Annotated in this window: 3 protein-coding genes; 2 read left to right on the top strand and 1 reads right to left on the bottom strand. The window is 37.8% G+C overall.

Annotated features, from left to right (window positions below; translation table 11 throughout):
* The first annotated feature begins 1 nt into the window (after position 1).
* Entirely contained in the window at positions 2–13,630 is a 13,629-nt protein-coding gene (locus tag HHU12_RS15150; protein ID WP_169657591.1) for a T9SS type B sorting domain-containing protein, read from the top strand.
* Positions 13,631–13,793: 163 nt separating this feature from the next.
* Positions 13,794–14,396 (top strand): DUF4382 domain-containing protein, encoded by a 603-nt coding sequence (locus tag HHU12_RS15155; RefSeq protein ID WP_169657592.1) that lies wholly within the window; start codon positions 13,794–13,796, stop codon positions 14,394–14,396.
* Between the two features lie 94 nt (positions 14,397–14,490).
* Here the strand turns inward: HHU12_RS15155 and HHU12_RS15160 are convergent, their stop codons facing one another.
* On the bottom strand, positions 14,491–15,504 hold the full coding sequence (locus HHU12_RS15160; RefSeq protein ID WP_262889398.1) for an alpha/beta hydrolase: 1,014 nt from the start codon (positions 15,502–15,504) through the stop codon (positions 14,491–14,493).
* Positions 15,505–15,908: the final 404 nt, after the last annotated feature.

The following is a 15,908-nucleotide window of genomic DNA, read 5'->3' on the forward strand; positions in this document are numbered from 1 at the left end:
TATGAAAAGATACTTACTGTGCATTTTTATCATTTGCGTTACTAGCTTACTATTCATTAATGAAGCACAAGCTCAGCCTCCTATTGAGATTGATGATATTTTGCTTTGTGGAAAAACAAATAATGGTAATGTAGATTATGAGATTCCTAATTATGATGGCAATGGCTATAATAATGATGGAAAGTCTTACAATTTCTTATGGACGATGGATGTCGTTGAAGGAGAGATTGAAGTTAAAAACGGAGAAACTACTCCTTCTGTAAAGATTCAGTTTAAAAAACAGATTGGAGGTTTTGCCATTGCAAATCTTACTATTGAAGTTTGGGAAGATGGCTGTAGTTACACACCAGGAACACCCAATGCATGTTATAATACCAAAGAAATAACGGTTGGTTTTTATGTTGCCCAAGCCTTTGGTTTAAGTGTTTTGGAAGATCCTATTGATCAATGTGCACCTGCTACCCAAACCATTAATGCTGGTTTTGATAACCTTCCGATCGATGTATCTTTTGATCCACAATGGAATTTAGAAAGCACTACGGGATTGACCGTAACTAAAGTTTCTGACCTTACCAACCAAATCAATCAAGCCACTACCAACAAAGAAACAGATCTACCTATCACGGTGGAAAATATAGATTTTGAACCCACTGCAAATACGGCAACGATAACACTTACAGCGACCTCAGCTTGTGGTGGTACTTCTGCAACATCAGATCCTATTGTCTTAACTTTTTACAGAACTCCAGAAATCACAGTTGGTGCTTTAACCGAAGTCTGTGCTACTAACGGTCAAAACTTAGGACAAGTAATTGCAGAAACGACTGATCCATTTACCTACGCTTGGGATATTGGAGGAGTCAGTTCAGGAACAGTGAATTTGACTGGAGGTTCATTTACTTTCAATACTTCTGGCACAAACAACAGTGGATTAGTAGTCACGGATGTACAATTCGATACCGATGTTTTACAAATGTCTGCTACGTTTGATATTTCTGCCAGTGGTGCATTAGGAGGTTGTGGTGGAGCCACAGATCAAATAGTCGTTACGTTTATCAATAGTGCTTTAAAAACCGTTACTTCTCCTTTTTGTTCACTTCAAAATGGTGGAAACTTTACAGTAGCAAATGAAAATACAGCCTCTTACGGTTATGATTATCAATGGTCCATCAATTCGATGACAGCAGGAGCCAATGTGGATCTTGTGGCTTTTGGTAATGACAACTCAGGTTTACGTTTAGATAATATCGTTTTCAATGGTGATGAATCAGTCATCAACCTTACTTTAGATCTTACAGTTAGTGGTTTAAATACGACATGTAATACTCAATCCTATAATGTTGTCATCAATAGAACTCCTCCTCAATTATCAGAATCAGACATTACTTTTTGTGCATTGGATGGTAGTTCTGGAAATGCGGGTGTAGCAGAAGACGCTTCTCCTATTAATGGATATACTTACACATGGAGTAAAGTAGGTACACCTTCTAACGGTGATTATGATATTGTTCCAAGTGCCAATGGTACAGGATTTACGATTGACAATGTTGCATTTAATAATAAGGAAGAGACAATCACTGGTGTTGCTCGATTGGATATTACGGGCTTGGATCCAACGTGTGGAGACTCATTCGTAGAAATCAATATCACAATCAATAGACTACCTTCTGCACAAGGTTTGACTTCAATTGTCCTTTGTGCGGATCAGAATGGAAGTTATAATGTAATCCCTGCCAATGATCCTCAAGATGTAGTCAATGGGCAAACGTATAATTGGAGCTATACATTAGATGATCCTTCATTAGGTTCTCTTACTTTATCTCCAACCACCAACTTAGATCAATCAGGGCTTGATTTTAATAATGTCACTTTCAACGGTTCCAATACATCACTTACGGGTTTTGTTCACCTTCAAGTCACAGGATCGATTTGTGGTGCGACCAATACTGATATTCCATTTACGATTTATAGAAGACCGAGTGTGTTGGATATTACTTCGGTTGAATTGTGTGCAACCCAAAATGAATCTTTATTAGAAATCATCACTGCACATACTGATAATTTTAGTGGATATGATTTCAATTGGACGGTAGGTGCAATCAATGGTGGAAACATTACACCAATTATTTATGGAAATAATAACAGCGGTGTTCGTTTTGAAGATGTCGTTTTTGATCCTAATTCACAGCAAATCACTACCACCCTCGATTTAGTCATCAATGGACTAGCTTCTGATTGTGGAAATACAATGTCGATTCCAGTAACAATTGATAGAAACCCTGATGTTTTAGCGAACCTTACGGATTTTACCACTTGTCAATTGGACCTTGCGACTCCTGGTATTTTTGTCGTGACACCTTACACTGAGGATTTCCCAACTATCGAATACGATTGGATCAATAAAACAGAAACAGGTGGTACTACTACCCTAACGAAAACTGGAAACGACTTTAGTGGATTACGCTTAGATGATGTTGATTTTGATAATGGGTCATCAGTGATCAATGGTAGTATTGAGGTAACAGTTACCGGAGCTGGGGCAGGTTGTACGGCAACTACTCAGACTTTAAACTATACGATTTATAGAATTCCTGATGGTTTACAATTTACGGCTCCTCAAGCTTGTGTGACCAATGGTCAAAATAATGTAGTGCTTATCCCTGCCAATACGGAAATCGTTTCAGATTTTAATTACACATGGCAATTATTAAGTATCAACAACGGTACAGCTGATTTTAGTGGAATTGACGCAACTGACAACTCAGGTTTATCAGTAAGCAATATTGCATTCAATACCAATCAATCTCAGATCACAGCCACAATTAGAGCATCTGTAACAAATGTAGATGGAAGTTGTAATGCCTCTTCCGTGGATTTTACAGTGACCTTAGATAGAACACCTCAAGTCACCAATATTGGTGATCAAACCTATTGTTTTGTAGAAGGTGTCATTGATCAAGAAGTTTCTCCTGAAATCTTGGATGTACTAACAGGATATACTTATACATGGTCTATTAACAACATTACAAACGGTACACTGATAGGAACAACTTTCGGTAATCAAGACACCGGTTTTAAGCTGACAAATGTGACATTCAATGATAATCAAGAAACTGTCACTGCCGACGTTGATGTAGAAGTACAAACGGCTTCTTGTGGATTAGTAACGCATACCATCCCTGTAACGATCAATAGAATTCCAGATATCATCAACCAAAGCAATATTGCACTTTGTGCTTTTGACCTAGAAACTAATGTTCAAGCCATTACTGCAAATGCAGGAACTGATGTGATCACAGGAGCAACTTATAGCTATACAGTCAATACAACTGACGGTGTGATTACTACTTCTCAAAATGGTAGTGATAATTCCGGTTTGGTGTTTACTTCTATTGATTTTAATGGAAATAATACAACGATCAGTGGTACTATTGATGTAGAAGTGACTTTACCGCAATGTGGTACGGTAACGAATAGCATTCCATTTGTGATTTATAGAAAACCAGATCAACTTGCTTTAACAGCAATTGATTTATGTGCTGAAAATGGTTTAGCTTCGATTACTGCTGTCACTGCCAATACGGATTTCTTTGCTGGCTATACTTTTGATTGGACACTTACCGTGAATTCGGGTGGTACAATGGGTATGACCACCAACGGAAATAATGATAGTGGAGTAGATTTTACTTCTATTACTTTTAATGCCAATTCAGAAGTCATCACAGCCACATTGGATTTAGAGGTTGTTGGCTTGGACGCAAGTTGTGGAAACACAGTGAGTATTCCAGTCAATGTCTATAGAATCCCTGATGTATTTGCCAACCTTACGGACTTTGAAACTTGTATTCTAAAAGGAACTACAAGCGTAGATGTCGTGGGTACATCAACGGAAGATTATCCAAATATGACTTTTACTTGGACAGAAAAAGTAGCTCCAAGTAACGGAAGTACCATTACTTTAGATCCTTATGGAACGGACGGTGAAGCCTTACGTTTTATCAATGTTGATTTCGGTAATGGAGAATCAGAAATCACTGGAACAATCACACTAACGGTTAATAACCCTGCAGGAGGATGTGCTACTACCAAAGATTTTAATTACATCATCCACCATCTTCCTGACGGTTTGCAGATTGGTGATCAATTGATTTGTGCATTAAATGGCGATACCAATATTCAGTTACAAGGCTTAAATGCGGAGATTGTAGACAATTACTCTTACCAATGGAGTATCAGTAATTTTACAGGCGGTACGGCTACTGTTTCTTCTACTGCAGTTGGTGTAGGATCAGATGGATCTGATTTATACCTCAACGATATTAATTTCAATACGGGTTCATCTACGCTTACTGCAACGATTAGAAGTACTGTTATTGGAATGGACAACAGTTGTGCAGGTGCAACAAAAGATATTACGGTCACTGTTCATCGTATTCCAGATGCCTTCAGATTAACGGACCAATCTTTCTGTTTGCAAAATGGTGCAGTGACAGAAACATTAGCTTCTCCTGAAACCGATGTGATTGCAGGTTATACGTATACTTGGACACACAGCGTTACTGGTGGTACAATTTCTACTTCAACAACAGGGACGAATAATTCAGGTTTAGACCTTACCAACGTTGCTTTTGATCCTTCAGCGACTCAGATTACAGGTACGGTTACTTTAACAGTAGCAGGTATTGATGCGAATTGTGGCACAAATTCTCACTCCTTCACTGTCACAATCAACCGTTTACCGGATAACCTTAGTACTTCGGCTGTCAATCTATGTCAATTGGATGGAGACACTGATGTGAATGTTTTCAATCCAAATGCTGTTGCGATAGGTACTTTTGCTTATGTATGGGAATGGGAATCGATCTCAGGAGGAACAGTTACATTGAGTGGCTATGGGAATAACAATTCTGGTTTAGAATTCGATAATATTACTTTCTCAGGAAGCTCAAATATCATTCAAGGTACTTTAAAAACGACTGTCAATAATGTAGATGCTTCTTGTAGCCCTACCCCGATTTACACTACGGTGGAAATACATAGAGTACCTGATCTGACAGGGCATACTGGACCTATTGAGTTTTGTGCCTATCAAGGCGATACAGATCAGTTAGTTTTAAATGAAATTGCTCAAGCAATAAATGGTTATGATTTCAATTGGAGTATTGATAATATCAGCAATGGTACTATTGTTTTAGATCCTAGCGGAAATAATAACAGTCAGTTGGAGTTTGATGATATCACTTTTGATGCCGGTGAGGTATTGATTAATGGAGATTTATTGTTGGAAGTGAATAATGTAGATGCATCATGTGGTACTATTTCACAAACGGTACCTTTCTCTATTCATCTACTTCCTGATGTATTAAAACTTACTGGCTACAGTATTTCCCTTTGTTCTTATGCGGTAAATATAAATCAGTTGATTGATACTGGAAATGACACTGCACTTAATGGATATACTTATAATTGGAGTTTTCAAACTGCTCCTTCAGGAGGTACATTCGACTTACCAACTGCTACTGATCATACCAAAACAGATCAGTCTGACCTTAATTTTTACAATATCAATTTTGATGCAAGTAGTACTGTCATCAATGCTGTAATCCGTTTGACGGTCACAGGCCTATCAACAACTTGTGGTATTACGGAGAAATTGATTCCTGTAGTCATTGACTTGGAAGCTGATGATCTTAACCTAGTAGATCAAGTAGTTTGTGCTGAAGAGGGTGAAACTAACGTAATGGGTTATGCTGAGGATCTCAACCTATTTGCTGGTGTGACTTCTACATGGACGATTTCGAATGTATCGGGTGGTACTATTTCAGGCATTACACAATACGGTAATCTTAATTCGGGAGTATTATTTGATCAAGTCAACTTCGATGCTGACTCTGAACAAATCACTGGTGAATTGACTTTAGTACAGATGACACCAAACTGTACAGATAAAACAGAAACCATTGATTTCACTATCAATAGAACCTTCGACCTTGGAAGCTATACTTCTATTGAGCTTTGTACAACGGTTAATGATACAAACACCACTCAGATTTTTGCTCCTATTAGTGATAACTTCCCAACGATCACTTACGCTTGGGCGAAAAATGGAACCTTTATTGATGGTGATTTCGAATTAGTACCTTCAGCCAATAACACTGGACTTTCAATTAGAAATATTCAGTTTGACGATGGAAAATCAATCATCACAGGTTCGGTTACTCTTAAGGTTACGACTCCTGATTGTGGTGTGATTACTCAAGACATCCCTGTCAATGTCACTAGAAAAGTAGAATTGGCAGATGTTACATTAAATGATCTTTGTGTAACGGAAAACTCCTCAGGACATATTTTACATGATGAGGTTTTAGAGAATATTGCAGGATTTAGCTACGATTGGAATGTAGTGACTGCAACTGTAAATGGCGGTACTTTTGATTTGGATATTTCAGGTAATAATAACTCCTTATTGACGGTCAATAACGTTGTATTTGATAATAATTCCATAGAAATCACAGCCGATATTACTTTAAGAGTAAACGGTTCTTGCGATAACAGCACAGTTACAAAACAAATCAGAATCCAACGTATTCCTGATCTTACAACTTTGACTGATGTAGTGATTTGTGCCTTGCAAGACACCGATGGAGAAACGATTGTTATTGAAAATACAGAAGATTTTGGAAGTGGTGTTACTTACAATTGGAGTATTGCTACTGGAACGCTATCAGGTGGAACGGTCACTTTAGTACCAAGTACTACCAACAACAATTCTGGTCTAGTGCTGGATGATATTCACTTTGATGATAGTATTGATCCTTCTTCCTCTTCCATTTCCTTTACGGTAGATTTAGAAGTGACAGGACTTTGTCAAACCTTGAATCAGTCCTTCACCGTTCAGATTGACCGTGCAGTGGACATGAGTATTTTCCCTGCCTCTATCACAGAATGTCAATTGGATGAAGCCACTGATGTAGAAGTAATCGCCGTTACCACTGAAACGATTGATAACTTTAATTATACATGGAGTATCGTTTCTATCAGTGGAGGTACTTTCAGCTTAGATCCTCAAGGAACGGACGCTTCAGGGTTACAATTAGATGCCATTCAATTTGATGATTCAACGACTCCAAGTTCAGCGACAATCAATGCAGTAATCAGAGTTCAAAACACCAATGGTTGTGCGATTGATTCTAAAGATATTCCGGTTACTATCAACCGACTTCCTTCTATCAATGATGTTGTTTCCATTGAAACTTGTGTGGAAGAAAGTGCTACGGGTGTATTGTTGATCGATCAAGCTTTTGATGAAATAGACGGCTATGTATACTCATGGTCTTATGATAATACGACATTTACAGGTGGTTCTGCAGACTTTGCAGGTGCCAATACGGATGGATCAGGTTTGGAACTGACATCGATTACATTTGATGCCAATAGTGCTACAGTTTCAGGAATCGTTACAGTCAATGTTTCCAACTCTTGTGGTATTGGTGACAAAGACATTCCATTTACTTTACATCGTATTCCTAATACCGCCTCAATCACTTTAAATACAGCTTGTGCTCCTTCAAATAACGGTACAGCAACTTTATTCAACGGACTTTCAGAAACACTTACTGATTGGACTTTTGAATGGGATTTAATTGAAGGTTCAGTTAGTGGTGGTTCATTGACATTAGGTGCAACTACTACTCAGAGTAACGAAGCATTAATGGCTGAGAATATTAATTTCGATGCCAACGAAAAAACCATCACAGGTAATATTACTTTAATTATCACATCGACATCATGTAATGATCAATCGATCACACTTCCATTTACTATCAACAGAGAAATTGATTTGGATGCGATCATGTTCAATGAACTTTGTGTGGTACAAGGAAGTACATTGCAGATCTTGAATGCGGAATCTACTGAAACACTTGATGGTTATGCTTACAATTGGACTAGCCTTAATATCATAAGTGGAGGAAGTTTTACAGTATCATCTGATGGAAATAATAATTCAAGACTATTGGCTAATGATATTACATTTGACGCCAACTCTTTAGTCATCAATGCAGAAATCACATTGGATGTCACAGGTAGTTGTAATACTGCTTCAAGGACGATTCCGATTACAATCAATAGAATTCCAGACCTTTCAAGCATCAGTAATCAATTCCTTTGCTTGGTTCAAAATACCACTGACGAGATTTTGGTCACTGCATCTACAGAGACCTTAGAAACTATCGATTATACTTGGACGATTGATGCTTCAACATTAACAGGAGGTTCGGCTACTTTACAAGCCTATGGAAATAATAATTCAGGAGTAAGACTTCAAACGGTCACTTTTGATACCAATTCTGATGAAATCACCTTCACTGTCTATGTTTCATTAAGTAATGCTTGTCAAGGGAGCACTACTTCATTCAATGTGACGATCAACAGACAAGTTGACTTCTCTTTATTCCCAGATACCATAGAGGAATGTTTGGTAGACAATAGTACGGGCATTACAGTGATCGATCCTCAAACGGAACAAATCAACAATATCACTTTTGATTATGAAATCGTCACTGCATCATTAAATGGCGGTAGCTTTACTTTAGAAATGAGCGGTGCTGACAACTCAGGATTGATCTTGAATGACATTCAGTTTGACAATACTTCTGATCAGATTCAAGCCAATGTAAGGGTATTTAATGAGGCAGGTTGTTCATTGGATGATAAAACAATTGCGGTGACGATCCGAAGAATGGCAGATCAAACGACCTTAACAGGCGTGAATTTGTGTGTAGAAAATAATGCTACAAATACTGAAGCCATTGCTGAAAACGAGTTTGCGATTGACAACATGGTCTACAGCTATCAGGTCATCAATGTAGTCGGTGGACAGATTCCTTCATTTACTCAAAATGGCAACAACAATTCTCAGTTAGTATTAGATCAGGTTATTTTTAATGCAGATCAAACGAACATCACAGCTGACATCGTACTCACAGTCAACAACTCTTGTGATGCGACTCCTGATACTATACCATTGAGCATCGAAAGAACAGTAGATTTATCGTCAATCACACTCAATGAACTTTGTGCTACTGATGAAGATGGAAGCACGATGGAATTATACGCAGAAAGCACTGAAAACCTTCCTTCATGGTCATATACTTGGACTTTGCTATCAAGTACCATGACAGGTGGTTCATTTACTATCGCTCCAAAAGGAAATCAAAATAGTGGTCTTGATGCTTCAGCAATCAACTTTGATGAAGGAAGCAACGAAATCACTGCTTCAGTAAACTTGACTTTAACAGGAAGTTGTAATGATGCTACTCAAACGCTTCCGATTACGATTAGAAGAAATGTAGATCTTCAAAGTATCACACTCAATGAACTTTGTGTGATTCAAGGAAGCACAGCACAAATTTTAAATCCAGAATCAACAGAAACAATTGCCGGTTATACTTATAATTGGACAAACCTTACGATCACCGACGGAGGTAGTTTTACAGTTTCTTTTGACGGTAATAACAATTCTAGACTGTTAGCGAATGACATTACATTTGATGCCAATTCTTTAGTGATCAACGCTGAAATTACATTGGATGTCACAGGAAGTTGTAATACTGCTTCAAGAGTAATTACGATTACCATCAATAGAATTCCAGACTTGTCGGTGATTAGTAATCAAGTACGTTGTTTAATTCAAAATACGACGGCCGAAACATTGATTACAGCCTCTACAGAAACTTGGGGTACGATTGATTATACTTGGACGATTGATGCATCAACCTTGACGGGTGGTACAGCCACTTTACAGGCTTATGGAAATAATAACTCAGGTGTAAATCTTCAAACAGTCACTTTTGATGAGGGGTCTGATGTAATTACTTTCACTGTCAATGTCACACTAAGCAATGCTTGCCAAGGAAGCAACACTTCATTTGATGTAACAATCAACAGACAAGTCGATTTCTCATTATTCCCAGATACAATTGATGAATGTTTGGTGGACAATAGCACAGGCATTACGGTAATCGATCCTCAAACGGAACAAATCAACAATATCACTTTTGATTATGAAATCGTCACGGGATCATTAAATGGTGGTAGTTTTACCTTAGAAACAAGTGGTGCTGATGACTCTGGACTTATTTTGAATGCTATTCAGTTTGATGACACATCGGATGAGATTCAAGCCAATGTAAGGGTATTTAATGAGTCTGGTTGTTCATTGGATGAGAAGATCATCGCGGTGACGATTCAAAGGGTTGCTGATCAAACGACATTAACAGGAGTAGATTTATGTTTGACAAATAATGCGACCAATGTTGAAGCGATTGAGGAGAATGAATTTGCGATTGACAATATGGTTTTCAACTATCAAATCATCAATATCAATGGCGGACAGATTCCATCCTTTACACAAAGTGGCAACAACAATTCTCAGTTGGTATTAGATCAAGTTATTTTCGATACGGATCAAACCAATATCACAGCAGACATCGTACTCACAGTCAACAACTCATGTGATGCGACTCCTGACACAATTCCTCTGACAATTAATAGATCAGTAGATGTAGCGTCTATTGATTTGAATGAGTTGTGTGCTTTTGATGAAGATGGTAGCACATTAGAATTATGGGCAGGGAATAGTGAAAACCTTCCAGCATGGACTTACACTTGGATTCTTTTGGATGGAACAACAGGAGGTTCTTTTGATTTATCAACAAAAGGAAATCAAGGAAGTGGTTTGGATGTTTCATCTATTAATTTTGATGAAGGAAGTGATCTCATTACAGGTTCAGTGACTTTAAATACAACCGGAAGTTGTAATAATATCGTCCAGACCTTCACAATTACAATTAGAAGAAGTGTAGACCTTTCGAGTATCACGGATTATGAAAATTGTGTGGATGGTTTAGAAGACCTGGAACTTTATACTTCCAACGATGAAGAACTAGCGTCTATCGATCATACTTGGACTTCATCTGTAACAGGCGGTTCATTTACATTAATTCCAACAGGAAATAATAACGCCGGTCTTACTTTACAAGACATCACATTTGATAATAACAGCTATGCCATTACAGGTACGTTGACCATCAATCAAACGGGTTCTTGTGACGAAAGAAGTCAAACCGTCGATATCAATCTTTATAGAGCACCTGTATTTACCAATAGTGATACGTTGGTATACTGTCAAGATGAAATCAATACTATTGAAGGAATTTCTTCTGATGCAGGGGTATTTAATATCCGATGGGAAGTGGCTTCAATTGATGGGGCAAGTGCATCGGGTATCAATAAAATCAATGCCTTCAACAATTCAACTTCAAATACGCTGACCAATGTTCAGATGACGAAAGATGATTTCGACGCTTCATCTGGCTTGATCACGGTGACATTCAACCTTATCACGAGTAATTCACTTTACAGCAGTTGTGAAAGCACTCAGGAGGTGGTAGTACAATTTACTCGTATTCCTGAAATTACGATTCCTGATGCAGAAGCAGAAGGTTGTTCAGCTGTTCCGGTAGTGCTTATGCCTTTTGGAGGTGAAGACTTCTCTGAAGATTACAACTATGAGTGGAATTTGGATGTTGCTTCATTGGTTGGAACTTCAGCTGATGGATCTACAAGAATTCAAGGTTTAGTACAAAGCTTTACAGGTCAAAACTTATCGATCACGCTTGAGGATACGGATTATAATAATGTCAATACACAGCAGATCAATTTTGATGTGACACTGACAGTAACGAATAAAGTAAATGCAACTTGTAGCAATACAGGAAGTACGAAGACTTTCAGTTTTACCATTCACCGATCACCTTTGGTTGGTCTTCCTACAGATACTTTGGCCGTTTGTAAAGCTGAAACGATTTCAATTCAGTCGTCTTATGATGAGCAAAGCAATATTGATTACAGTTGGGAAATCTTAAATGTGGTTGGTGGTCAGCTGTCCAATGACGGTGTGAATCAATACAGTGTTAATGTACACTCCCCTGTATTTGATAACGATGTTTATGATATTTACGCAGACGTTGTTTTAACGACAGTCAACAAATTGGTTCCAGATGTTTGTCCAGGTATTGATACTGCAAAAGTTCATTTCCAAAGAACACCAACTTCGAATTTTACTATTCAAAATACGGTGGGTTGTGCTCAGCAAGTATTGACATTGGATGCTTCAACTTCAGGTATTCCAAACGGAGAAAATACTTACGAATGGGATTTCAATTACAATGGTACTTTCTCAGCTGATTCTTCCTCTACCCTTCCAACAATGGATAAAGTTTATGAAGGAGAAGGCACGTATACCATCGCATTGAGAATCACATCAGTACTTGGGTGTACAAGTAGTATTTACTCTGAATCAATCACAATTTACCCAAGTCCTGTCGCCAACTTCAACATTCCTGATCTGATCTGTTTGGATCAAGAATTTGAAGCACTTAATAATGGTTCAACTGCAGGAAATCCTGATGGGGAAATCACTTGGGAATGGTATATGGATTATGGTGGAAACAATACCGTATCTCAAGGAAGTAATTCGTCAATCAATTACAGCTATCCTCAAACGGGTAATTATCAAATTGCCTTAGTGATCACGAACAGTTCAGGTTGTCAAGATGTAATGATCAAGGAAATCGATGTTATAGGACTTCCTGAAACGACTTTTGATCCATTAGTCTATATATGTGAAGGTGAAACTGCCACACTTAGCATCTCTGGAGGTGAATCATGGGAATGGTCTACAGGTGAAACGACTTCCACAATCAATGTTACCCCAACTGAATCTCAGAAATACGGAGTGAAGAGTTTCAATCAATTGGGTTGTTTCAAAACAGACTCAATTGAAGTGGTTGTTCTTCCAAACGGATCAGGAAGCTCAATTATAGAAGCTTGTGATTTTGCAGAAGTGACCCTTTCAACTATCATTGATGACCCTGCCGTAGTAAAAGGTATTGAGTGGAGCACTGGTGAAACTAACTCTTCAATCATCGTTACTGAAGCAGGCACATTCACTTATACTTTACTTGTACAAAGTGATCCAAATGCTGATCCATGTACCTATACGCACAGTATTACGGTCAATAGAGATCCAATTCCAGGTACACTTCTTCCATCAGATACTACGTTCTGTTTTGAAGACGATGCAAGAATTGAATTAGTAGCTACTAATGATCCAAATGTTGTGGTGGTATGGGAAGATACAGAGGAAACAACGCCAACAGTGACAAGAGGTGAAGAAGGCATTTATGCTGTAAAAATCATGGATACCTCTAAAGAAACAGCTTGTTTTGAAGAATACGAAATCAATGTTGTAGAATTATGTCCTCCAAGAATTTCAGCGCCAACAGGCTTTACGCCAAACGGTGATGGATTGAACGACACTTTCTACATTGAGGCTTCTGATTTATTCAATATCACTTTGACGGTTTATAACCGCTGGGGAGAAATTATTTTCTACAGAGAATATGCGGATGAATATGAACTTAGAGATCCTAAAAAAGGTTGGGATGGTACGTATAGAGGTCGAAAGGTGTCGATTGGTGATTATGTGTATACATTGACTTACGAAAGTGAATTGTACCCTGGTGAGAAGTTTAGAAAGGATAGTGGTATTTCAGTCATTTATTAATCCATCGTCAGTCCATAATTAAATTATGGGCTGATGATGTGAGGAAAACGACATAATTAACACCTCCATTAGAATTTTTTGAATTAATTTAATAAAACGGTTTGTCCATATTACTCGGAAAACTGTCATCTTTGCAAGACTGTTAAAACGATAATTTACTATTATGAATTCAAAATTTGTACTTTACTCATTACTAGCTGGAGCTATTTGCTTTGGCGGATGTAACAATGATGATGACAATTCTACTGCCTCAGCAAGAGCTGACGTAAGCTTAAGATCTGGTGGAATTTCAGACTCAAATTTAAGAACTACAGCAACGGATATCCCCGGCGTTGACTCAGTAGTTGTATCAGTGGCTACACTTACAGTACAAGTAGGTGATCAAACGGTAACTTTCAACAAAGAAGAAGGAAAAGGTTATGTAGATTTACTACACTTCGAAAGCAAGGATACACTTATCTGGTCTGATGAAACACTTCCTATCGGCGAAGTAGAAAGTGCTATTCTTGGTTTAGATAAAAACGAGGACAGCTATGTGATCGAAACAGGTTCGGACACTCCTGCTAATTTAAAAGTAGCACACAAAGAGTTATCTTTTGATGTAGAATATGATTCTGCTTTAGCTACTAACACTAAATATATCCTTAAGTTGGATATGGACGGTAGCTTAAGATTAGTGGCTAACGGAAACGGCGACTATGTACTACAACAAGGTACAGCTGGTGCTCCTAAAGAAGGTGTTTTATATATCGAGAAAGTGCAGTAAGCTCACTTTTTTGACATAAAGATATTTTTGAAGTCCCTCTTTCATTGATTCAATGGATGAGGGACTTCTATTTTTATAAGAGATACTGCCTATTTTATTTTGAAGATTTATCCACTATTAACTGTTGCTGTTCAACAATAAATTCATACGATAAGTCCGCTAAACTTTTGCCATTTACAGTTGCTTTCCAAGCACCATGCCCTGCTCCTTCTAAAGGAATTAATTTTGCTGTTAATCCGTTGGCGTCATACGTTTCTTTTAGTGCTTCGGCTTCACTAAACAGCGTATTTTTATTCTGATCTTTGGTACCATGCAAAATCAACAAGGATGGATCTTCACTATCAAAACGGCTTTTCCCATCTAGTTTTTCAAGAACATCTACCACCGCTTTTGTTCCCCAAAGATCAATGATCGTATTCACTTTGTATTCTTCATCAAGATGAGTAGTCGATAATGTAGGGTCTGTTTCCAATCTAATTTCTTCTTTATAATCTTCAAGGTTTGAAATCCCTACACCAACTGCTGTCAATGCTCCCGCTGATGCTCCTCCTACAGTAATATAATCTGTATTGATTTTATACTGTTCTTTATTAGCAATGACCCAACGCATCGCACTTTTTGCATCACGTAATGCAGGGTAAATAGCCAATGCTTGTGCTCTTACTTGTTGAGGGTATTTTTGGGCGACCTTTACCCACTTTGGAGGCACTGTACCTTTATCTTTCAGTACTCTATAATCTGCCGAAATAAATACCCATCCTCTTGAAGCAAAATACTTACCCATCGTCTCAATATGTACCATCTTTCGAGAGCCTCCTTTAAAGCCTCCTCCATGGAAAAATAGATAGACAGGTCGATTTTTATCTTTATTTTTTGGTAGATAGACATCCAATTTTAAGGGAATAGTTTCTGCATTTTCACTATTTAAAGTTTCGTGACTGAGTCCTTCACCATAAACAATATCTTCTTTGATTTCTACCTTATAGGTCGCCTCTGATTTTACTGAGGGCGTTTTATCTTTTCCGTTGAAAGACATCAGTAGAATAAAAAATAACGGAAGGAAAGAGAGTTTATATTTCATACTTTTTTTGTTATGTAGTAAGTACATTGTAAACTAAATCATCATCAACTTTCATTCGATCTTTCTGCAAGACTTTTATGTTCTACTTCCAAGCTTCTTTCTTCTTCATTTTTCCATTGATGAAAAACGAAGCAAAAAATCTAGGCTTTGAAGTCAAAAGCTAAATTCCATTCCTTTCGCCTAAATGATTTTAAACTCGCTGCGCTCAAACAGCAAAATCATTTTTAACGGCTCAATACATGAAATTCTTGACGCTTTTCCCTTCAAGGCCGGGGAAGTGCTACCAAACGAATGAGGTAGAAAGCCCAATGGCGTAAATGTTAAGCGTTAGCGTAATTTGTACCCTAAAGATCATCAAGGATCTCCTGATTTCTAAATGCTTTAATTTGCAATAATTTAATTTACAATGTAGTAATCTTATCCAATAAAGT

Origin of the sequence: Flammeovirga aprica JL-4 (assembly GCF_012844305.1) — a bacterium.
In the GTDB taxonomy this organism is placed as follows: Bacteria; Bacteroidota; Bacteroidia; order Cytophagales; family Flammeovirgaceae; genus Flammeovirga; species Flammeovirga aprica.

Bases quoted from the DNA above. Each gene is read 5' to 3' on its own strand.
- HHU12_RS15155 (WP_169657592.1), top strand. From the start codon at position 13,794: ATGAATTCAAAATTTGTACTTTACTCATTACTAGCTGGAGCTATTTGC.
- HHU12_RS15160 (WP_262889398.1), bottom strand. From the start codon at position 15,504: ATGTACTTACTACATAACAAAAAAAGTATGAAATATAAACTCTCTTTC.
- HHU12_RS15150 (WP_169657591.1), top strand. From the start codon at position 2: ATGAAAAGATACTTACTGTGCATTTTTATCATTTGCGTTACTAGCTTA.